Source organism: Pseudomonas sp. R151218B TE3479 (assembly GCF_053629195.1).
Genome location: NZ_JBRJHV010000001.1, coordinates 1811219 through 1833959, shown reverse-complemented (window position 1 = coordinate 1833959; position 22741 = coordinate 1811219). Strand labels below are relative to the sequence as shown.

The following is a 22741-nucleotide window of genomic DNA, read 5'->3' as shown; positions in this document are numbered from 1 at the left end:
ACGCATGGTGATGAGACGGTTTTTGGAGTATAGATGTGCAAACTTCTAATAAGAATGCACATAAAAGCCGGTCCATCATGCAAAAAAACATCACCTCCCTGGGGTCGCTGAATTGGGACGACCTCAAGTTTTTCCTCGAAGTGGCCCGCACCCGCAAGGCCAGCACGGCCGCCAAGCGCCTGGCTGTCGACTACACCACGGTGTCGCGACGCATCAGCTCGCTGGAAGCCTCGCTGGGCACGCTGCTGTTCGAGAAATCCCGGACCAACGGTTTTGTCCTGACCGCCGAAGGCCAGCGCCTGCTGGGGTACGCCGAATCGATCGAAAGCACCCTGCACATGGCCTGCGAACAGGTCTCAGGCTCTGGCGTGGCGCTGTCCGGCCATGTACGCATGGGCTGCACCGAAGGCTTCGGCAGCTTCTTCATCACCCCGCAACTGAGCCATTTCGTCGACGCCTACCCGGCCATTTCGGTGGACATCCTGCCGCTGCCGCACTTCATCAGCCTTTCCAAGCGCGAAGCCGACATCGTCATCGCCCTCGAACGCCCCGAACATGGTCCGTATGTGTGCTGCAAATTGTGCGACTACCGGCTGCAGCTCTATGCCACCCAGCCCTACCTGGACAATCACCCACCGATCCAGCGCCCGGCTGACCTGAGCAAGCATTCGTTCATCAGCTACGTGGATGACCTGGCGTTCAGTTCCGAATTGCTCTACCTGGCCAACGTCCTGCCCGGCGCCAATGCCCACCTGCGCAGCACCAGCGTGATTGCGCAATTCGTGGCCGCGCAGCAAGGGCGCTCACTGGCGATCCTGCCCTGCTTCCTCGCCGCCCAGGACCCACGGCTCTTACCGGTGCTGCCGGAGGAAATCACCGTCACCCGGCAGTTCTGGATGTACTGCCGGGAAGATTTGAGGAAGCTCAAGCGGATTACGTTGTTGTGGGACTACATCCGCGAAGTGACTGAACAGAACCAGCCACTGCTGATGGGTGATAGCCGGGAGATGGTGTTCGCCGACTAGTCGGCGATGACCACGATGGCGACGCGGCGGTTTTCGGTGCGGCCGCTGGCGGTATCATTGGAGGCGACCGGTTTGCTGCTGCCCAGGCCACGCAGTTGGACGTTTTCTTCGCGCATGCCAACGCTTGTCAGCACCTTGCCCACGCTGGCGGCCCGACGCATCGACAGTTGTTCGTTGTAGGCCTGGGAGCCCGAGGCGTCGGTATGACCATCGATGCGTACCCGCTCGATGCCCGCCCCCAGCAACGCCTTGCCGATGCGCTCGACGATTTCGGTACTGGGCGGGTTGAGATTTTCCACATCGCTGCCGAACAACACCTTGCCCGACAAACCGAAGGCCCAGCCATCGTCGGTCAATTCGAAGCCTTGCTGCTTGAGTACGGCAATTTGCGCCGGGGTCAGACCTTTCGGCGGTGTCGTCTGGCAACCACTCAGGGCCAGGATGGCAAGCAAGAAAAGCGCCGCGAACCAGCGCAGGGAAAGTTGAGGGTATGAAGGCACGAGTCAGCTCCTGGTTTGAAGATCGACGACGGAGTGATCCGACCCCGCCGTATGTTGACCGCCTCGAGCGAGGCGTTTGGCTTGATACATTGCCGCGTCGGCGGCGTGGAGCAGGGTGCCCGGTGTGTCACCATGATCCGGGTAGACGGCAATGCCGATACTGAGGGAGGTCAACACGGAAGCATTGCCGGGCAATTGGATCGGCATCTCCATGCTGGCGATGATTTTTTCAGCGATTCGCTCGGCATCCTCGGCCTTGTGCAGGGGCGCCAGCAGCACGGCGAATTCATCGCCCCCCAGGCGCGCGACCAAGTCATCCTCGCGCAACTGGGCCCGGACCCGGGTCGCCACGGCTGTCAGCACCGCGTCGCCGGCAGCGTGACCGAAGTTGTCATTGATGCCTTTGAACCGGTCGCTGTCCAGGTACAGCACGGCCACTTGCTCGTTGAGCTTGCCGGCATTGCGCAAGGCGCGAATCAGTCGGCCTTCGAAAAACGCCCGGTTCGGCAATCCGGTCAAACTGTCGTGGCTGGCCTGGTGCGCCAGGGTTTCGTTTTCGCTTTGCAGGTGGGTCTGCCAGGATTCCAGTTCATCGAGCAATGCGTTGAAGTCATTGGCCAGGTTATCCAGTTCAGCGATGGCGGCCGGCGGCACGCGTCGGTCCAGGGCTCGTTCGCTGCGTGCCGCGTGGGCCACCTCGGCCAGGCTGCGCAGCGGCCCGGTGATCGCACGCAACTGGCGCCGCGCCAGATAAAGCGCCACCCAGGCACTGACCGCCGTGCACAGGATGATCCCCGTCAGACCGCTGAGCAAAAAGCGCAACAGGCTACCGCCATGCCCCGCCAACACGATACGGCCGATGTTCTGCCCTTGATGAATGATCGGCAGGCTGATGGGCTTTTCCAGGAATGCCTTGGCAATGTGTACTTCCAGTTCCGACAACAGGCCGGTTTGCGGTCGCTGCCAGCGCGCCAACAGACGGCCATGTTCATTCAACACCTGGGCATCGGCGACTTCCTCGGTGGAAGCGATCAAGGCCAGTGCTTCGGTAGCCGCGGCCGAATCATCGAAGACCACGGCGGCTTCCACGGTGTAGTTGATCGATCGGGCGATCAGGTGCAGGTTGTGATCGGCATAGACCCGCAATGCCAGCAGGCCAAGCAAGGTCAGGGAAACACTGGCCATGGTGATGGCCACCAACGCGACGATCAGATGGCCACGACCGATGACCGAGCCCAGGGTGGGACGGACCCTTGGTTTGCGCTGTGTCATGGCGTCGCCGACCTGCGACGGGAAAGCTGCAGCACACTTGGATGGATGCGCACACCACTGCGTGCCACAGAGTCGAGGTTGACTTCGAAAGACACTTGTTCATCGCCGACCCGCAGGCAGAACAGGCTCCCCACGGTGCACTGGTCGCCGCCTTCGCTGATGCTCAGCACTGGCTTGCCGATCAAGGACGCAAACAAACGGGTGTGCTCATCGTTGGTCAGCCTGCCGACGTAGACCGCGTTGCAGTCAGTGGCGATATCGGGGTGATCGGCCAGCAGCCGCTGCACCGTCACTGGCCGCCCCGTGGCCTGGGTGGTGCCCTTGACCAGATCGTCGGTGTACTGGGTCGGCCCGACGATGCACAGTTGCAGTTGGGTAGGCTCCACGGGCCAACGGGCATAGCTGAGAATGCCCAATACCACCTGGGTCACCGCTTCGGCCCGCTGCTCGGCCTGGGTCGTGGTGACTTGCTCCTGGGCCATCGCGACAGGCAACAGCAGACACAAAAGGCCGGCCAGCAGAAACTGCCCCCACCCCTTGCTGCGCACTGCCTCCCGTACAGGCACCTTCATGGAAAGTCTCTTGATCCAGATGATAAGTGCCGGAACGATAGCACAGTGCCAAAAAGCCAGCGAGACCACGTGCTACGTAGACTTCGGCGCGAAACAGGCAAAATTGCCGAGGGGCATGAACCATTAAAAACTGATGATTCAGTCAGCCTGTTCCAACTCCAGCATCAACCCGCTCAAGCGCTTGACCTTGCGCCGCACCGCCTCCTCGAAGATGCCCACTCGCGGTTCGATCAGGCTGAACCATTGCTTGCCCCGGGTAATGGCGGTGTACACCAGCTCCTTGGTCAAGACCGGGTTCAGAGCATCCGGAAGGATCAACGCGGTATGGGTGAATTCCGAACCCTGAGATTTGTGCACCGTCATGGCATACACGGTTTCCACGTCATTGAGTCGGCTGGGCAGGACGAAACGCACACCGCCCTGGCCGTCATTACGGGGGAAAGCGACCCGCAGGACCTGTTTGCCGGCATCGGGCCCGTCACGCTCGGGCAGCTTGAGGGCTATGCCGATATCGCCATTCATCAATCCCAGCCCATAGTCGTTACGGGTCATCAGCACCGGGCGTCCTTCGTACCACTGATGATCGCTATCGATAAGGCGGGCCTTGAGCAATGCTGCGGTGATCCGTTGGTTCAACCCTTCAACGCCCCACGGGCCTTTACGCACCGCGCAAAGCAATTGGAATTCGTCGAAGGCCGCCAGTACCTTCCGAGCCCAATCGGCCCAACAACCGTCTTCCAATGGGCGAGAAATGGCCGGGCGATGCTGCCGTAGCAGGCTCAGGTAATGCCGATACCCCTGGGGCCCTTCTGGCTTGCCGTCGAGCAACAGCTTTTCCAGCTTCGTGTCGTGCTCACTCGCCAACTTCAGGGAGGCCAGATCGGCATATTGCCCTTGCTCCAGCAACTGACGGGCTTTTTCCGGCTGTTGCTGATTGACCCAGCGAGCCAGTTGACCGATCCCACTGCCTTCGCCGAAGCGCCGGGAATGCCTGAGCATGACCACTTGCTGCGCCAGGGGATGGGTGCCGTCGAGGTCTTGCCGCAGGTCGCTGGCCGCCAGGTTTTCACCACTGACCGACTCAAGCCAGGCCCGGGTCCGGGGGCTGTACCAACCGTCCTCGGCGTCTCGACACAAATCCCCCAGCACCGCACCGGCCTCTACAGAAGCCAACTGGTCCTTGTCCCCCAACAACACCAACCGTGCGTGGGCCGGCAGCGCATCCAGCAGATTGGCCATCATCTCCAGGTCGATCATCGACGCTTCATCGACCACCAACACATCCAGTGGCAAGCGATTGCCTGCATGGTGGCGAAAATGCCGGGTGCCGGGGCGGCTGCCCAACAAACGATGGACCGTCGTGACGTCGCACGGAATGCGTTCGCGCACAGCCTCATCCACGTCCAGGGTCCGGACCTGCTGGCTGATGGACTCGGTCAGGCGCGCCGCCGCCTTGCCAGTGGGCGCAGCCAGGCGAATTCGCAGCGGCTTCCCAGCCTCGACGGCCGGAGCCTGCAACAACGCCAGCAGGCGCACAACGGTGGTGGTCTTACCGGTACCCGGGCCGCCGGTCACGATGCTGAAGGCCCCGCGAGTCGCCAGCGCGCAGGCCAGCTTCTGCCAATCGATCGGGGCGTTGGCATTGGCCGGCCCGAACAGCCCGTCCAAACGCTCGCGCAGGTCCCCAGGCGCCGCTTCATGGTCACTCAGCCGTTGGCGCAACGCCTCGTCGATCCGTCGTTCATAGCCCCAGTAACGGCGCAGATAAAGACGCTTGCCAGACAACACCAACGGACGTTGCTGCGCCTCTTCGCTTTCATCCGCAGCCAGGGCCACCAGCCGACTGACCGCCAGGGCCTTGCACCAATGGGCGCCGTCCAGTGTCTGCAATACTTGCGAGGGCAACAGCATCACGCCTGGCTGCAGGTCGCCCTCGGGGGGCAGCGACAGGGCGAAGTCCGGCTCCTTGAGGGTCTCGAACACATCCAGGCAAACATGCCCGTGGCCCAGTTGATGACTGGTCAACGCAGCGGCGAGCAGGACCAAGGGATCACCGTCCGGAGCCAGTTCATGGAGGAACGCCACGAATGCCTTGTCCAGGGCTCGCAACCAGCCGCGCTCGACCCAGCGCGTCAGTAACAACAGCAGGTCCTGGGCACGGCTCAAGGGAGCCAGGTCAACCGGGCTCTCGTCGTCGGACGCCTTGGGCAGCAGATCGGCAAAGGAACGACTCATAGCAGTTCTCCCTGTACCCACGCCGGCTCGGCCTTGGGTTCGGGCGCGCCCTGGAACAGCCGATCCAGTTGTTCGATCAAGGCCCGTGGCGGCTTGGTGAAATACACGCCCTGGCTGGTTGAGCGGGTGCCGCGAAGGAACAGGTAGAGCGCGCCGCCGACATGCCGGTCGTAGTCGTAACCAGGGAGCCGCGCCTTGAGCTGGCGATGCAGGGCCAACAGGTACAGCACGTATTGCAGGTCGTAGCGATGGTCCAGGATCGACTGCTCCATGGCCTGTACGGTGTAGGCCATGTCATCGACACCCAGCCAGTTGGATTTGTAATCGGCCACGTAATACCGACCGTCGTGCTCGAACGTCAAATCGATGAAGCCCTTGAACATGCCGTTGAGCAGCACCGGTTCCGCCGCGACGCGGGACACACCGCCATGGGTGAACCGGCAAACCAGCTGATCAAGCTTTTGCACATCGACCTTGTGGCTGGCGAACCAGAACTCCATCTCGACCTGGAACCGGGTCAGTTGTTCGAGCACCACCGGCGCCTGGTCGTTGCCGACAGGCATGGGCATTTTGATCAAGTGCTGCAGCCAGTCGTTCAATGTAGTGATCCAACCTTTCCAGCCTCGGCGATTGCAGCGTCGGGCAATGGCATCCTCGATATCCGCCGGCGCAGATGAAAAACCTTCTCCGGCGGCCCACTCCAAAAGACCATGAAGGAAAGTGCCGGGGCCGGGGCCACGGGGAAAACGGTGGATATCGCCACCGATGGCGATGGTCTCCCTGGGAGCGTCCGGGTCCAGTCGCTCATCGTCGAACAGCTTCTGGGCCTGCGGATTCTCTGGCGCGGTATCGCTGCCTTCGCTCAGGCTTTCACCGATGCGCAAGGCGCTGTAAGACGCGATCCACCAATTTTCGCTGGCTTTTCGCAAGGGCACCAAAGGTTCGAGCAGCACAGCGTCGTTGCGCGGCGGCCAGTAGCGCTCGTCGGTGGCTTCGGGCACTGGCTGGCAACTCACCGCGACATTGCCTTGTTGCAGGTCGTCCAGCCAATGCCTCAACTCCACCGACTCGGCCAACGGCACACCGCCGCCCAACAGATAACCCAGCGCGGACACATGCAGGATCGAGCTGTTGTTGTTGCCCCGCTTGAGGTCCGCCACCCCCAGCCAGCAGGCATGTTGTGCACGGGTCAGTGCCACGTAGAGCAGCCGCAGATCCTCGGCCAGACGCTCGTCATCGGCCTTGGCGATCAGTTCGGCGGTGGGCGTGAGGCTGATCTGCGCCTCGTTGGCCTCATCGTGGTAATGCAACGGCAATCGACTGCCATCCACCGGTTTCGTCGAACAGATGAAGGGCAAGAAAACCAACGGATACTCAAGGCCCTTGGACTTATGGATCGTGACCACCTTGACCAATTGCTCATCGCTTTCCAGGCGCAGGATCTGCTCTTCCCCCGCCTGTCCGGACAAGGCCAGGTGCTCGGACAAATGCCGGATCAAGGCTTGTTCGCCATCCAGTTCACCGGCGGCCTGCTGCAACAGTTCGCAAAGGTGCAGCAAGTTGGTCAGCACCCGCTCGCCATCGCTGCGCGCCATCAGGGACTGGGGCAGTTCGAAATCATGCAGCAGGCGTCGCAACATCGGCAGTACGCCCTGGCTGCGCCAGACCGTACGATAACCGCGAAACTGCATGACCCGGGCTTCCCAGGCCAGTTCATCCTGATTGAGACGCTCCAGCTCCGTCAGCGGCAGGTTCAACGTGATGCTGGCCAGCGCTGCCCGTAGCGGTCGCTCCACATCCGGCTCGGCGCAGGCCCTGAGCCAGGTCAGCAAATCCCGCGCCTCTTGCGAAGCGAAGACCGAATCCTTGTCGGACAGATAGACGCTGCGCACGCCCCGCGCGGACAGCTCGCCGCGCACGGCCTGCGCTTCTTTACCGTCGCGCACCAGGATGGCGATATCCGCCGGGCGCAACCCGCGCAGCGTTTCGCCATCGACCGTGAAACCGTCGCGTCCCGACTGGCCACCGTTGAGCAATGCCGTAATCTCACTGGCGCACGCGGCCGCCATGGATTGCCGGTACACCGCACCGGAAAGCGGCTGCTCCGACGGCAGGTGCCAGATGTTCAGCGCCGCAACGGCCTGTCCTGCCACCTGCAAGGACTCCTTGCGCCCCTGGGACTCAACGGACAGGAACGGCACCGGGTTCTCACCCGACGGTTCGCGGAACAGAAAGGCGCCGCGCCCCTTCGGACGGGCCTCGGCCTTCTGGAAAATATGGTTCACCGCACCCACCATGGCATGGCTGGAACGGAAATTCGTGCCCAGGGTATGCAACCTGCCGATCGTGGCCTGGCGAGCACGCAGGTAGGTGTAGATGTCGGCACCGCGAAAAGCGTAGATCGCCTGCTTCGGATCGCCGATCAGGAAAAGTCCGGTCTCAGGATCGTTGTCCTCGATGCGGTAGATGCTTTCGAAGATCCGGTATTGAACCGGGTCGGTGTCCTGGAACTCATCGATCAGCGCCACCGGAAACTGCTCGCGGATCAGGCTCGCCAGACGCTCGCCCCCCTCGGCCTGCAGCGCCGCGTCGAGACGCAGCAGCATGTCGTCGAAGCCCATTTCGGCGCGGCGACGTTTCTCGGCTTCGAACCGCGCCCCGACCCATTGCGCGGCATGCTGCAACACGGCGGCATCTGGCGTGGGCAACGCATCCAGGCTGGCCTTGAGACCGGCCATGGCGTCCAGCCCGGGATGGTTGGGCACTTCACCTTTCCAGGCTTCGGCCATGCCCTCTGGGGTCAGGCGCGTGAACCCGGTGCCGATGTCCAACAACTCAAGGCTTTCGTCATCGACCCAGGCGGTGATTTTCTGAAACCACGGTTCGAAGTAACGCGCCTGCATCTTGCGCCCATCGACAGACTTGCTGGCGACGCCCTGCTGGCAGATCTCCAGCAGCTCCTCGGCCCACTGTCGCCATGGCGCCTTGAGATCGAGCAAGGCAGCACTGCGCTCTTGCAGGGAGGCCGCGATGAGTTCGGCCGGCTCAAGCCCATCGCCGTCGCCACGCTCGCTGGAAAACAACCCTCTCACCCGTGGCAACAGCGCAGCCGGCCCTCCCCAATGGGTACGCACCCAATTCAGCGCCTCGCCTTGCATCGAATAGCAGAACAGCCGCCAGTAATCGCGCAAGACCTCGCCCAGCAATTCGCCGTGGTCGGTTTCCAGGGTCTGGGTAAACAGGCTGCCGCTGTCGAAGGCATGCTCACGCAACATGCGCTGGCACCAGCTATGGATGGTCGAGACGGCCGCTTCGTCCATCCACTGCGCGGCGATGTCCAGCCGGTTCGCGCAGCCAGGCCATTGCTCGGCACTGAATTCATCGCGCAATGCGGCGATCAGTGAATCCGGGGCTGGAATCTCGTCGCGAAAGAAACGTGCGGCTTCGGCCAGACGGGTGCGAATTCGTTCACGCAACTCCTTGGTGGCAGCGTCCGTAAAGGTCACCACCAGGATTTGCGGCGGAAGCAGTTCTCGGCCAAAACCGGACACCGAACCGCCATGCCCCAGCACCAGACGCAGGTATAGCGCCGAAATGGTGAAGGTCTTGCCGGTACCGGCACTGGCCTCGATCAGCTGGCTGCCTCGTAGCGGAAAAGCGAGGGCCAATGGTGTCTGCCGACTCATGAACGGGCCTCCTCGCCGGCCGATGAACGCCATGGGGCTTCGAGCAATGGCCGGTAGAGCGCATCGCACCAGTCGGGGAATGTTTCGTCAGCCATCAAGGCCGCGAAATCCGGAAACTGTCGAGCCAAGGCCGGGTTCTCCCGCCGTTCGCCTTCAAACGTCTGTCCATCGCCCTCATAGGCTTTGCGCGCCGCGGCTTCGGCCTTGAGTGGATCACTCTGGCCGAGCCAGGCGAAAGCCGTCTTCACTGCGATCGGCAGCGGCTGGCGCATACCGGTCTGCCAAGCCTGCAGCATGTCGCCCAGCAGCCTTCGTGCGACAGGCTCTTCGAAAGGTGCCAGCAGCAAGCTGTCATCACTGGCCACCAGCGCTGTCGTCAACGACAAGCCGTTAGCGCAGGCCACGAGATGGTTGACCCAGGGCCGTATCAGGCGATGCCACTTGCGGGTCTTGGTGGAGCCGATGCTATTGGGTATAGCCGTGATGGCGAGGACCGCACCGTCGGCGCGCTGGTGCAGGCCACTGAGCCACCCTTCGACACTCACGCCCTGCAAGTGCAGGCTGACGGGCACGGCACTGGTCAGCGGTGTGGGCCATAACGCCAGAAGCTGTTGGTAACGCTGGAGCAGATCCGGCAAGGGTTCGATCAATTCGCGCTGCATGCACTCTCCGAACCCGGCCATCGGCAACAGCCCGCTGTTCTGGAGTCTCTGGGCGTGGGCGGCCAGGGCCAGATCCGGCTGGTCCAGGCGTACCAGCGCAGCCTCGAGCAGGCTGTCACTCAGGGTGTAGCGTTGCAGCGCATCGAGCACGAAAGGTTCGTCATCGGCCAGAGGCGCTTCGATGGCTTCAAAGAATACTTTCAGCCGCTGGCTGAAAAAATGGCGGACGGGATTGCGCAGGAAGTCCTGCAACTGACCGAGGCCCAAGGGTTCCTCCTGGACGAAAGGTGCCAGCAGCTGGGTTTTTTCGGTGTGATCGCAGGTGTCGTGGAGCATTCGCCATTCGCTGGCGTAACTGAACAGCTCGTCACCTTGATGAAAATAACGCGCACTGAACGGTTGCAGCGGATGCTCCTGGGTCAGGGCATCGAGGAGACTCTTGCTGTCATCGGCCAACCGCCAGCCGCTGGCGAGATGATCGCGCAGTTGGCCGATCAACACCGATGCCGGTCGTTCACTGTTGTCGCGGATACTGCGACCCACCCAACTGATGTACAGCTTTTCCCGGGCCGAAAGCAGCGCTTCCAACAACAAGTAACGGTCATCCTCACGGCGGGAACGATCGCCCGGGCGATAATCGCCGCCCATCAGATCGAAGTCCAAGGGTGGCTGGGCTCGCGGGTAATCACCGTCATTCATCCCCAGCAGGCACACCAGCTTGAAGGGGATCGCGCGCATTGGCATCAAGGTACAGAAGTTGACGGCTCCCGCCAGGAAGCGTTGGGACAGCCGCCCTTGATCCAGCCCGGCCAACCACGCTTCACGCACCACCGTCAGCGGCAATTCATCTTGCAGCCCCACCGACTCACAGGTTTCCAACCAGGTTTCACGCAAGTCTTCGAGTTGGGCCAGCAAATAGTCGTCATGCTCGTTGCTCGCCTGGAAAAACAGCTGCATCAGGTCGTGCAGGCGCGAACCCCATTGCTGCGGCGATGCCGGCTGGGTGAGTTCCTGATGAGCGACCTCCAGGGCATCCAGCAACGCAACCAGCGGACCGATCAATGCCGCGTCCAGGCCACCAATCTCGTCGTAGGGCTCGATGCCGTCATAGGCCTGCGAACTGCCGACAGCGTACCCCAGCAACATGCGACGCAAGCCGAAACGCCAGCTGTTCTGTTCAAGCTCCGCGGGCAAGCCCAACCCAGCACGGTGTTCGGCGCTCATTCCCCAGCGAATCCCCGCCCCTTCGATCCAGCGGTGCAATGTCGGCAGGTCGGCCTCATCGATGCCAAACCGTTCGCGCAACGCCGGGACATCCAGCAGATCGAGGATTTCGCTGACCGGAAAACGACTGTCCGGCAACTTGAGCAAATGCTCGACGGCAATCAGCAGTGGATCACGTCCACGCTGGCCCTGGTCAGTCAGCGTGAATGGAATGAAACGAGGGTCGCCCCGGTCGAGCTGGCCGAACACCGCGCGAATGTGCGGCGCATAACTGTCGATGTCCGGGACCATGACGATGATATCCCGTGGGCGCAGAGACGGATCCGCACTGAAGTGGGCCAGCAACTGGTCATGGAGAATCTCGACTTCACGCTGGGCGCCGTGGGCCACATGAAAGCGGATCGAGCCGTCTCGCTGCGTATCGACGACAGGCCAGTGCTCCCGGGTTTCGTTCAGGGGACGCAGCTCCAGGATGTCATCCTGCAACTGACTGAGCAGGGTCGTGGGGGTCCCATCCGTAAACAAGTCGATTCGCCCATCGCGAAATACCGCGCGGTAACTGTTGGGGTCGTCGTAGCTGTCGAGCAGGTTGATATAGTCGCGCCCCTGCTTGCCCCAGGCAGCCAATAACGGATGGGCATGTTGATGCAGGGTTTGCGGATCGAGGACGGCGGGCATGCCGGTCTTGCGGGCCTGACGCTTGTATTGGTGGCGCAGCAGATCCTTGTCGGCGACGATGTCCGCCCAATGATGCCGACATGGGTTATGCACGCACAGCAGAACCTGGCTGAACCGGGAAAGACCGGCAAGCGCCTCGAGGACTTGGGCAGGCAACGAAGAAATACCGAACACGATGACCCGCGCCGGCAAGCCTTTCGGAGCGACTTCCAGGTTGTTGATTCGCTCGATGTAGCGCTGATGGACGCCGGCACGGCTTTGCGCCATGCCTTGTTCACCCACATCCAGCAACAAGGCACGCCACAGTTCCGCTTGCCAGCAATTCGCCGGTGCGAGCGGCTTGATTTCACCTCGAACATTTCGTGTCTGGTGTCGACCTTCTGCCCAATCCTCGAGCCAGTCGGCCCGGTATACCTGGTACTGGTCGAACAGATCGGCAAGGCGCTCGGACAGTTGATAGCGCTTGCGCAGGTCGGTGTCGTGGGTAAGAAATCGTCGCAAAGGTTCGAAATGAGGCTGCTCGATCAATTGCGGCAGCAGGCGCATCAGGCGCCAGGTTAGCGGAGCCTTGTCCAATAGGGACTTGGCCGGAATCTCGTCACGCCCCAGGACTGTTCGATACAGCTGCCACATGAAGCTGCCCGGCAGTTGCACATCAATAGCCGCTGCAATACCGCAACCGCCGGAGTCATCATCTTCCGGGTCTTCAGCCAGTGCGAGCTTGAGCCATTGGGCAATGCCGTTGCTTTGTACCAGGGCGATTTCATTTTCAAGGGGAGCCAGCGGATAGCGCCGCATCAAACTGATCACCAGGCTGCGCAACTCATCAAGGCGATTCCCGTGAACCACCATGAAAGCTGGGCTAAGGGACGTTGCGTCCGGCATGAAAGGCATCCTTGAAAATGCAAAAGCTAGGGCAGAACCTTAGCACTGTCGGGGGGCTGTGACAGCCGGGAGCTGTCCGCGCTTGTCGTAAGAACTTTCCTGCGGGCAAAACAAAACCCCTACCTGCATCAGCAGATAGGGGTTTCGGAATTTAATCTTGACGATGACCTACTCTCACATGGGGAAACCCCACACTACCATCGGCGATGCATCGTTTCACTTCTGAGTTCGGGATGGGATCAGGTGGTTCCAATGCTCTATGGTCGTCAAGAAATTCGGTAGCCGGCGCGTGCCTTGCGGTCACGTTCCAGCAAATGGGTATGCGATAGTTTGTGCGTTGCGGTTAAGCGTCTCGAACTTTCGGTTCGTTTCGTCTTCACACACCGCAATCTGGTCTCGTTCGCCTTGGGGCTTGGAGCATTCAAATTGCTTGGGTGTTATATGGTCAAGCCTCACGGGCAATTAGTACAGGTTAGCTCAACGCCTCACAGCGCTTACACACCCTGCCTATCAACGTCGTAGTCTTCGACGGCCCTTCAGGGGACTCAAGGTCCCAGTGAGATCTCATCTTGAGGCAAGTTTCCCGCTTAGATGCTTTCAGCGGTTATCTTTTCCGAACATAGCTACCCGGCAATGCCACTGGCGTGACAACCGGAACACCAGAGGTTCGTCCACTCCGGTCCTCTCGTACTAGGAGCAGCCCCTCTCAAATCTCAAACGTCCACGGCAGATAGGGACCGAACTGTCTCACGACGTTCTAAACCCAGCTCGCGTACCACTTTAAATGGCGAACAGCCATACCCTTGGGACCGGCTTCAGCCCCAGGATGTGATGAGCCGACATCGAGGTGCCAAACACCGCCGTCGATATGAACTCTTGGGCGGTATCAGCCTGTTATCCCCGGAGTACCTTTTATCCGTTGAGCGATGGCCCTTCCATACAGAACCACCGGATCACTAAGACCTACTTTCGTACCTGCTCGACGTGTCTGTCTCGCAGTCAAGCGCGCTTTTGCCTTTATACTCTACGACCGATTTCCGACCGGTCTGAGCGCACCTTCGTACTCCTCCGTTACTCTTTAGGAGGAGACCGCCCCAGTCAAACTACCCACCATACACTGTCCTCGATCCGGATAACGGACCTGAGTTAGAACCTCAAAGTTGCCAGGGTGGTATTTCAAGGATGGCTCCACGCGAACTGGCGTCCACGCTTCAAAGCCTCCCACCTATCCTACACAAGCAAATTCAAAGTCCAGTGCAAAGCTATAGTAAAGGTTCACGGGGTCTTTCCGTCTAGCCGCGGATACACTGCATCTTCACAGCGATTTCAATTTCACTGAGTCTCGGGTGGAGACAGCGCCGCCATCGTTACGCCATTCGTGCAGGTCGGAACTTACCCGACAAGGAATTTCGCTACCTTAGGACCGTTATAGTTACGGCCGCCGTTTACCGGGGCTTCGATCAAGAGCTTCGCGTTAGCTAACCCCATCAATTAACCTTCCGGCACCGGGCAGGCGTCACACCCTATACGTCCACTTTCGTGTTTGCAGAGTGCTGTGTTTTTAATAAACAGTCGCAGCGGCCTGGTATCTTCGACCGGCGTGGGCTTACGCAGCAAGTGCTTCACCCTCACCGGCGCACCTTCTCCCGAAGTTACGGTGCCATTTTGCCTAGTTCCTTCACCCGAGTTCTCTCAAGCGCCTTGGTATTCTCTACCCAACCACCTGTGTCGGTTTGGGGTACGGTTCCTGGTTACCTGAAGCTTAGAAGCTTTTCTTGGAAGCATGGCATCAACCACTTCGTCACCCAAAGGGTAACTCGTCATCAGCTCTCGGCCTTAGAATCCCGGATTTACCTAAGATTCCAGCCTACCACCTTAAACTTGGACAACCAACGCCAAGCTGGCCTAGCCTTCTCCGTCCCTCCATCGCAATAACCAGAAGTACAGGAATATTAACCTGTTTTCCATCGACTACGCTTTTCAGCCTCGCCTTAGGGACCGACTAACCCTGCGTCGATTAACGTTGCGCAGGAAACCTTGGTCTTTCGGCGTGGGTGTTTTTCACACCCATTGTCGTTACTCATGTCAGCATTCGCACTTCTGATACCTCCAGCAAGCTTCTCAACTCACCTTCACAGGCTTACAGAACGCTCCTCTACCGCATCACTTACGTGATACCCGTAGCTTCGGTGTATGGTTTGAGCCCCGTTACATCTTCCGCGCAGGCCGACTCGACTAGTGAGCTATTACGCTTTCTTTAAAGGGTGGCTGCTTCTAAGCCAACCTCCTAGCTGTCTAAGCCTTCCCACATCGTTTCCCACTTAACCATAACTTTGGGACCTTAGCTGACGGTCTGGGTTGTTTCCCTTTTCACGACGGACGTTAGCACCCGCCGTGTGTCTCCCATGCTCGGCACTTGTAGGTATTCGGAGTTTGCATCGGTTTGGTAAGTCGGGATGACCCCCTAGCCGAAACAGTGCTCTACCCCCTACAGTGATACATGAGGCGCTACCTAAATAGCTTTCGAGGAGAACCAGCTATCTCCGAGCTTGATTAGCCTTTCACTCCGATCCACAGGTCATCCGCTAACTTTTCAACGGTAGTCGGTTCGGTCCTCCAGTCAGTGTTACCTAACCTTCAACCTGCCCATGGATAGATCGCCCGGTTTCGGGTCTATTCCCAGCGACTAGACGCCCTATTAAGACTCGCTTTCGCTACGCCTCCCCTATTCGGTTAAGCTCGCCACTGAAAATAAGTCGCTGACCCATTATACAAAAGGTACGCAGTCACCCAACAAAGTGGGCTCCCACTGCTTGTACGCATACGGTTTCAGGATCTATTTCACTCCCCTCTCCGGGGTTCTTTTCGCCTTTCCCTCACGGTACTAGTTCACTATCGGTCAGTCAGTAGTATTTAGCCTTGGAGGATGGTCCCCCCATATTCAGACAAAGTTTCTCGTGCTCCGTCCTACTCGATTTCACTTCTAAGATCCTTTCGCGTACAGGGCTATCACCCACTATGGCCGCACTTTCCAGAGCGTTCCGCTAAAATCAAAGAAGCTTAAGGGCTAGTCCCCGTTCGCTCGCCACTACTAAGGGAATCTCGGTTGATTTCTTTTCCTCAGGGTACTTAGATGTTTCAGTTCCCCTGGTTCGCCTCTTGCACCTATGTATTCAGTACAAGATAACCATCTTATGATGGCTGGGTTCCCCCATTCAGACATCTCCGGATCACAGTCTGTTTGCCGACTCCCCGAAGCTTTTCGCAGGCTACCACGTCTTTCATCGCCTCTGACTGCCAAGGCATCCACCGTATGCGCTTCTTCACTTGACCATATAACCCCAAGCAATCTGGTTATACTGTGAAGACGACATTCGCCGAAAATTCGATCTTGCTCAAAGAGCAACTCACAAATTTTACCTTAGCCTGATCCGTTACCAGTGAAAGTAACGTTCAGTCTATCTTTCTATCACATACCCAAATTTTTAAAGAACGAACTAGTCAAAGACTAGAAATCAACATTCACCATCGAACCGATGGAATGCTCATTTCTAAGCTTTATACAATCGAAGCAGTAGTGGTGGAGCCAAGCGGGATCGAACCGCTGACCTCCTGCGTGCAAGGCAGGCGCTCTCCCAGCTGAGCTATGGCCCCGTATTTCTACAGGCGTTTCCCACACAAAATTGGTGGGTCTGGGCAGATTCGAACTGCCGACCTCACCCTTATCAGGGGTGCGCTCTAACCAACTGAGCTACAGACCCAATTTCGGGCTGCTTCTTTCGTCTTCTTCAATGAATCAAGCAATTCGTGTGGGAGCTCATGAAGCAGCTGCGGTCGTCGATTAAGGAGGTGATCCAGCCGCAGGTTCCCCTACGGCTACCTTGTTACGACTTCACCCCAGTCATGAATCACACCGTGGTAACCGTCCCCCCGAAGGTTAGACTAGCTACTTCTGGTGCAACCCACTCCCATGGTGTGACGGGCGGTGTGTACAAGGCCCGGGAACGTATTCACCGCGACATTCTGATTCGCGATTACTAGCGATTCCGACTTCACGCAGTCGAGTTGCAGACTGCGATCCGGACTACGATCGGTTTTGTGGGATTAGCTCCACCTCGCGGCTTGGCAACCCTCTGTACCGACCATTGTAGCACGTGTGTAGCCCAGGCCGTAAGGGCCATGATGACTTGACGTCATCCCCACCTTCCTCCGGTTTGTCACCGGCAGTCTCCTTAGAGTGCCCACCATAACGTGCTGGTAACTAAGGACAAGGGTTGCGCTCGTTACGGGACTTAACCCAACATCTCACGACACGAGCTGACGACAGCCATGCAGCACCTGTCTCAATGCTCCCGAAGGCACCAATCCATCTCTGGAAAGTTCATTGGATGTCAAGGCCTGGTAAGGTTCTTCGCGTTGCTTCGAATTAAACCACATGCTCCACCGCTTGTGCGGGCCCCCGTCAATTCATTTGAGTTTTAACCTTGCGGCCGTACTCCCCAGGCGGTCAACTTAATGCGTTAGCTGCGCCACTAAGAGCTCAAGGCTCCCAACGGCTAGTTGACATCGTTTACGGCGTGGACTACCAGGGTATCTAATCCTGTTTGCTCCCCACGCTTTCGCACCTCAGTGTCAGTATCAGTCCAGGTGGTCGCCTTCGCCACTGGTGTTCCTTCCTATATCTACGCATTTCACCGCTACACAGGAAATTCCACCACCCTCTACCATACTCTAGCTCGACAGTTTTGAATGCAGTTCCCAGGTTGAGCCCGGGGATTTCACATCCAACTTAACGAACCACCTACGCGCGCTTTACGCCCAGTAATTCCGATTAACGCTTGCACCCTCTGTATTACCGCGGCTGCTGGCACAGAGTTAGCCGGTGCTTATTCTGTCGGTAACGTCAAAACACTAACGTATTAGGTTAATGCCCTTCCTCCCAACTTAAAGTGCTTTACAATCCGAAGACCTTCTTCACACACGCGGCATGGCTGGATCAGGCTTTCGCCCATTGTCCAATATTCCCCACTGCTGCCTCCCGTAGGAGTCTGGACCGTGTCTCAGTTCCAGTGTGACTGATCATCCTCTCAGACCAGTTACGGATCGTCGCCTTGGTGAGCCATTACCTCACCAACTAGCTAATCCGACCTAGGCTCATCTGATAGCGCAAGGCCCGAAGGTCCCCTGCTTTCTCCCGTAGGACGTATGCGGTATTAGCGTCCGTTTCCGAGCGTTATCCCCCACTACCAGGCAGATTCCTAGGCATTACTCACCCGTCCGCCGCTCTCAAGAGAAGCAAGCTTCTCTCTACCGCTCGACTTGCATGTGTTAGGCCTGCCGCCAGCGTTCAATCTGAGCCATGATCAAACTCTTCAGTTCAAACATCTTTGGGTTTTGAGAAAACCCTAAACTTGGCTCAGCAATCGTTGGTTACATCTTTGATTTCTCGCGGAGTAACTTGTGATGCTGATAATCTGTTGACTAGCAGTCTGACTCCACAAGCACCCACACGAATTGCTTGATTCAGTTGTTAAAGAGCGGTTGGCTGAGTCTTTCGTCTCAACCGAGGCGCGCATTCTACAGCGCCCTGTGTATCTGTCAAGCGGTTATTTTCAGAAATCTTCAAAGTTTCGCTTCGGAAACCTCAACAACTTCAACCACTTGCGCTTCCGATCTCTCGTTAGCGGGAGGCGAATTCTACAGCGTTACTCGCTGCTGTCAACACCTCTTTTTCACCGCTTTCGACCGAGAAGATCGAACCGCCGATAGAGCCAAACAACACCGCTCTACCTGCTCCTTCCGGACTTCGATGAACTGAAGCCCTGCACCTTCGAAACCTACTTAACTCGTTGAATCTCAAGGAGTTTTCCGTTTCGACTGCGCCGGAAGTGGGGCGAATTATAGACTTCCAGAATTTGCCGTCAACCCTTATTTTCACAATTCTGTCACATCAGTTTAAAAGCCCCGTAAATACAGAAGCCGGCGCCAAGGGCGCCGGCCTCTTCACTGACTGACTACAAGCTGGGGAACGCGAACTGTGAAGCCTCATGGCTGGCACGCTGCGGCCAGCGTTGGGTAATCGCCTTGCGACGGGTATAGAAACGCACGCCGTCCGGGCCATAGGCGTGCAGGTCGCCGAACAGCGAACGCTTCCAACCGCCAAAGCTGTGATAGGCCACAGGCACCGGCAATGGAACATTGACGCCCACCATGCCGACCTCGATCTCGTCGCAGAACAACCGCGCCGCCTCGCCATCGCGGGTGAAGATGCAGGTGCCGTTGCCATACTCGTGATCATTGATCAGTTGCATCGCCTCTTCCAGGCTGTTGACCCGGACGATGCACAGCACCGGCCCAAAGATCTCTTCCTTATAGATGCGCATCTCGGGGGTCACACGATCGAACAGGCAGCCGCCGAGGAAGAAGCCCTCCTCATGACCAGTCACACTCAAGCCGCGACCATCGACAATCAGCGAAGCACCCGCCGCCACACCTTCTTCTATATAACCACTGACCTTGTCCCGGTGCTGACCGGTCACCAACGGCCCCATGTCCAGCCCGCAAGACGTGCCTGCGCCGATCTTCAGCGCCTTGATCTGCGGCACCAGCTTGGCCACCAGTGCATCCGCCACCTGGTCGCCGACACACACCGCCACCGAAATCGCCATGCAACGCTCGCCGCACGAACCGTACGCCGCGCCCATCAGCGCGCTGACGGCATTGTCCAGGTCGGCATCCGGCATCAGCACCGCATGGTTCTTCGCCCCACCCAGTGCCTGGACGCGTTTGCCACGTCGAGTGCCCTCGGCATAGATGTATTCGGCAATCGGCGTCGAACCGACAAAACTCAGCGCCTTCACTTCCGGTGCTTCGATCAGCGCATCCACCGCGGCCTTGTCGCCATGGACCACGCTCAAGACGCCCTTGGGCAAACCGGCTTCCAACAGCAACTGGGCGATCAACAACGTCGAACTCGGGTCGCGCTCGGACGGTTTGAGAATGAAGCAGTTACCGCAGACGATCGCCAGCGGATACATCCACAGCGGAACCATCGCCGGGAAGTTGAACGGTGTAATGCCCGCCACCACGCCCAAGGGTTGAAAGTCTGACCAGGCGTCGATGTTCGGTCCTACGTTACGGCTGTATTCGCCTTTCAGGATTTCTGGCGCTGCACAGGCAAACTCGACGTTTTCGATGCCGCGCTTGAGTTCACCGGCCGCGTCTTCCAAAGTCTTGCCGTGTTCTTCGCTGATCAACTGGGCGATACGCGCCTCGTTTTGCTCCAGCAATTGCTTGAAACGAAACATGACCTGCGCACGCTTGGCCGCCGGAGTATTGCGCCAGGCCGGGAAAGCCGCCTTGGCGGCGTCGATAGCCTGCTGGATGGTCGCGCGATCAGCCAACGGCACCTTATGGATGGCCTGGCCAGTGGACGGGTTGAACACATCGGCGGTGCGAGCGCTGTCGCTCAGCAGTTCGCCATTGATCAAATGCGGGATGAGGCTCATGGGGGACTCCGGAATTATCCACAGGCGCCCGTGACCGGACGCCCGTTATCGAAAGCTATAGAGAAGGACGCATCAGTCGAGCTTGTTCAGCACTTCACCGACGGCGTCGAACAGGCGATCCAGGTCCTGCGGCTTGCTGTTGAACGTCGGCCCGAATTGCAGGGTGTCGCCACCGAACCGCACATAGAACCCGGCTTTCCATAACGCCATGCCAGCCTCGAACGGACGCACGATGGCATCGCCATCGCGCCCGGCGATCTGGATCGCGCCGGCCAGGCCATAGTTGCGAATGTCGATGACGTTCTTCGCGCCCTTCAAACCGTGCAATGCATTCTCGAAATGCGGGGCGATCTCGGCCACGCTCTGCACCAGGTTTTCCTTTTGCAGCAGGTCCAGCGCCGCCAGACCAGCCGCGCAAGCCACCGGGTGCGCCGAGTAGGTGTAGCCGTGGGGGAATTCCACCGCGTACTCAGGCGTCGGCTGGTTCATGAATGTCTGGTAGATCTCGCTGCTGGCAATCACCGCGCCCATGGGGATCGCGCCATTGGTGACTTGCTTGGCGATGCACATCAGGTCCGGGGTCACGCCAAAGCTGTCGGCACCGAACATCGAACCGGTGCGACCGAAACCGGTGATCACTTCGTCGAACACCAAGAGAATGCTGTGCTGGTCGCAGATTTCCCGCAGGCGCTTGAGGTACCCCTCAGGCGGCACCAGCACGCCGGCCGAGCCAGCCATCGGCTCGACGAACACTGCGGCAATGTTGGAAGCGTCGTGCAGTTCGATCAGCTTCAGCAGCTCATCGGCCAAGGCGATGCCACCTTCTTTCGGCATGCCACGGGAATAGGCGTTGCTGGCCAGCAAGGTGTGGGGCAAGTGATCGACATCCATCATCGCCTGGCCGAACAACTTGCGGTTGCCGCTGACACCGCCGAGGCTGGTACCGGCGATGTTCACCCCGTGATAGCCACGGGCACGGCCGATCATCTTGGTCTTGGTCGCCTGGCCCTTGAGGCGCCAGTAGGCACGGACCATCTTCACCGCGGTATCGGCGCACTCGGAGCCGGAATCGGTGAAGAACACGTGATTGAGATTGCCCGGGGTCAGGCTGGTGATTTTTTCCGCCAACTGGAACGATAGCGGATGACCGTACTGGAACCCCGGCGAGTAATCGAGGGTACCCAGTTGCTTGGCGACCGCTTCCTGGATTTCCTTGCGGGTGTGTCCGGCGCCGCATGTCCACAGGCCCGACAGCGAGTCGTACACCTTGCGTCCCTTGTCATCCACCAGCCAACTGCCTTCGGCAGCGACGATCAGACGCGGATCGCGCTGGAAATTACGGTTAGCGGTGTAAGGCATCCAGTGGGCATCGAGCTTGAGCTGGCTGGCCAAGGAACCGGTAGCGTGTTCGGGCATGTTCATCGACAAAACCTCGCAGGTCATAAGCGACAGGGGATCGAAAGGCGTTCTTGCAGCTAAGTTGCCACGGCGATAAAGTCGATGAAATGCAACTTTTGTAACCTTCAGTCGGTGGATTACTAAACTATGAGCGCACGTCGTCCCGATCCACTGGCCCAGGTCAGCGACTTTGATATCCGTCTGCTGCGCATTTTCCGCAGCGTCGTGGAATGTGGTGGGTTTTCCGCCGCGGAAACCGTGCTGGGCATCGGCCGCTCGGCCATCAGCCAGCAGATGAGCGATCTTGAACAACGCCTCGGCTTGCGCCTGTGCCAACGCGGGCGTGCGGGGTTTTCCCTGACTGAGGAAGGCCGTGAGGTGTATCAATCGGCGTTGCAGTTATTGAGCGCACTGGAAAGTTTTCGCACTGAGGTCAACGGCCTGCACCAGCACTTGCGCGGTGAGTTGACCATCGGCCTGACCGACAACCTGGTCACCCTGCCCCACATGCGCATCACCCACGCCCTGGCGCAATTGAAAGAGCGCGGGCCTGACGTGCAGATCCAGATCCGCATGATCGCCCCCAACGAAGTCGAGCAAGGCGTGCTCGACGGGCGCTTGCATGTCGGCGTGGTCCCCCAGGCCAGTGCCCTGTCCGGGCTGGAATATCAACCGCTGTACAGTGAACGATCGCTGCTGTACTGCGCGGTCGGGCATCCGCTGTTTTATGTCGATGACCAACAGCTTGAAGATGCTCGCCTCAACAGCCAGGACGCCATCGCACCGACGTTCCGCCTGCCGGCCGAGATCCAGGCCCATTACCAGGCGCTCAACTGCACCGCGAGTGCATCGGACCGTGAAGGCATGGCGTTCCTGATTCTCACCGGACGCTACATCGGTTACCTGCCTGATCACTATGCCAACCTCTGGGTCCAGCAAGGTCGGTTGCGGGCCTTGAAGCCCGCGGCACGGTTCTATGATCTGAGCCTGGCGTCGGTTACGCGCAAGGGTCGCCGACCCCACCTGGTGCTGGAGAGTTTCCTTGAGAGCCTGGCGGCAACCCGCTGATCCCATTTGCCCCTTGCTCGCGATAGCG

Annotated in this window: 10 protein-coding genes, 2 tRNA genes and 3 rRNA genes; 2 read left to right on the top strand and 13 right to left on the bottom strand. The window is 59.1% G+C overall.

All coding sequences use genetic code 11. The features are described 5' to 3' along the window. Window positions 1-77 precede the first annotated feature (77 nt). The gene (locus AB7M32_RS08130) at window positions 78-1025 is read left to right on the top strand and encodes a LysR family transcriptional regulator (RefSeq protein ID WP_053181727.1); all 948 of its coding nucleotides are present in this window, start codon (window positions 78-80) and stop codon (window positions 1023-1025) included. On the opposite strand, the gene AB7M32_RS08125 is transcribed toward AB7M32_RS08130, so the two are convergent. From AB7M32_RS08125 to AB7M32_RS08065, 13 genes are all read right to left on the bottom strand, one after another. After that, entirely contained in the window at window positions 1022-1525 is a 504-nt protein-coding gene (locus tag AB7M32_RS08125; RefSeq protein ID WP_454249608.1) for an OmpA family protein, read from the bottom strand. The two genes, AB7M32_RS08130 and AB7M32_RS08125, sit on opposite strands and share 4 nt — an antisense overlap. A 3-nt stretch (window positions 1526-1528) precedes the next feature. Next, on the bottom strand, window positions 1529-2797 hold the full coding sequence (locus AB7M32_RS08120) for a diguanylate cyclase domain-containing protein (RefSeq protein WP_454249607.1): 1269 nt from the start codon (window positions 2795-2797) through the stop codon (window positions 1529-1531). After that, window positions 2794-3369, bottom strand: a complete 576-nt coding sequence (locus AB7M32_RS08115; RefSeq protein ID WP_072410957.1) for a YfiR family protein — start codon at window positions 3367-3369, stop codon at window positions 2794-2796. The genes AB7M32_RS08120 and AB7M32_RS08115 overlap by 4 nt, the downstream gene beginning before the upstream one ends. Before the next feature lie 138 nt (window positions 3370-3507). Then, window positions 3508-5604 carry an exodeoxyribonuclease V subunit alpha gene (gene recD, locus AB7M32_RS08110; RefSeq protein WP_454249606.1) on the bottom strand — a complete coding sequence of 699 codons (2097 nt, stop codon included), beginning with the start codon at window positions 5602-5604 and terminating at the stop codon, window positions 3508-3510. Beyond that, window positions 5601-9290 (bottom strand): exodeoxyribonuclease V subunit beta, encoded by a 3690-nt coding sequence (recB, locus tag AB7M32_RS08105; RefSeq protein ID WP_454249605.1) that lies wholly within the window; start codon window positions 9288-9290, stop codon window positions 5601-5603. The genes recD and recB overlap by 4 nt, the downstream gene beginning before the upstream one ends. Beyond that, window positions 9287-12739, bottom strand: a complete 3453-nt coding sequence (gene recC / locus AB7M32_RS08100; RefSeq protein WP_454249604.1) for an exodeoxyribonuclease V subunit gamma — start codon at window positions 12737-12739, stop codon at window positions 9287-9289. The genes recB and recC overlap by 4 nt, the downstream gene beginning before the upstream one ends. Before the next feature lie 155 nt (window positions 12740-12894). Beyond that, window positions 12895-13010: ribosomal RNA gene (gene rrf, locus AB7M32_RS08095) — 5S ribosomal RNA — on the bottom strand. A 170-nt stretch (window positions 13011-13180) separates the two neighbouring features. After that, window positions 13181-16072: ribosomal RNA gene (locus tag AB7M32_RS08090) — 23S ribosomal RNA — on the bottom strand. 245 nt (window positions 16073-16317) lie between these two features. Further along, window positions 16318-16393: transfer RNA gene (locus tag AB7M32_RS08085), tRNA-Ala, on the bottom strand. Between the two features lie 30 nt (window positions 16394-16423). Further along, window positions 16424-16500: transfer RNA gene (locus AB7M32_RS08080), tRNA-Ile, on the bottom strand. Between the two features lie 81 nt (window positions 16501-16581). Next, window positions 16582-18118, bottom strand: a 16S ribosomal RNA gene (locus AB7M32_RS08075). The 16S, 23S and 5S rRNA genes sit together here with 2 tRNA genes alongside, the layout of an rRNA operon. 635 nt (window positions 18119-18753) lie before the next feature. Next, on the bottom strand, window positions 18754-20247 hold the full coding sequence (locus AB7M32_RS08070; RefSeq protein ID WP_454249603.1) for a CoA-acylating methylmalonate-semialdehyde dehydrogenase: 1494 nt from the start codon (window positions 20245-20247) through the stop codon (window positions 18754-18756). Between the two features lie 72 nt (window positions 20248-20319). After that, entirely contained in the window at window positions 20320-21669 is a 1350-nt protein-coding gene (locus AB7M32_RS08065) for an aminotransferase class III-fold pyridoxal phosphate-dependent enzyme (RefSeq protein WP_454249602.1), read from the bottom strand. 123 nt (window positions 21670-21792) lie between these two features. Here AB7M32_RS08065 and AB7M32_RS08060 point away from each other — a divergent pair, with 123 nt between their 5' ends. Beyond that, the gene (locus AB7M32_RS08060; RefSeq protein ID WP_072410356.1) at window positions 21793-22713 is read left to right on the top strand and encodes a LysR family transcriptional regulator; all 921 of its coding nucleotides are present in this window, start codon (window positions 21793-21795) and stop codon (window positions 22711-22713) included. Window positions 22714-22741 lie beyond the last annotated feature (28 nt).

Bases quoted from the DNA above. Each gene is read 5' to 3' on its own strand.
- AB7M32_RS08130 (WP_053181727.1), top strand. From the start codon at position 78: ATGCAAAAAAACATCACCTCCCTGGGGTCGCTGAATTGGGACGACCTC.
- AB7M32_RS08120 (WP_454249607.1), bottom strand. From the start codon at position 2,797: ATGACACAGCGCAAACCAAGGGTCCGTCCCACCCTGGGCTCGGTCATC.
- AB7M32_RS08115 (WP_072410957.1), bottom strand. From the start codon at position 3,369: ATGAAGGTGCCTGTACGGGAGGCAGTGCGCAGCAAGGGGTGGGGGCAG.
- recD (WP_454249606.1), bottom strand. From the start codon at position 5,604: ATGAGTCGTTCCTTTGCCGATCTGCTGCCCAAGGCGTCCGACGACGAG.
- recB (WP_454249605.1), bottom strand. From the start codon at position 9,290: ATGAGTCGGCAGACACCATTGGCCCTCGCTTTTCCGCTACGAGGCAGC.
- recC (WP_454249604.1), bottom strand. From the start codon at position 12,739: ATGCCGGACGCAACGTCCCTTAGCCCAGCTTTCATGGTGGTTCACGGG.
- AB7M32_RS08070 (WP_454249603.1), bottom strand. From the start codon at position 20,247: ATGAGCCTCATCCCGCATTTGATCAATGGCGAACTGCTGAGCGACAGC.
- AB7M32_RS08065 (WP_454249602.1), bottom strand. From the start codon at position 21,669: ATGAACATGCCCGAACACGCTACCGGTTCCTTGGCCAGCCAGCTCAAG.
- AB7M32_RS08060 (WP_072410356.1), top strand. From the start codon at position 21,793: ATGAGCGCACGTCGTCCCGATCCACTGGCCCAGGTCAGCGACTTTGAT.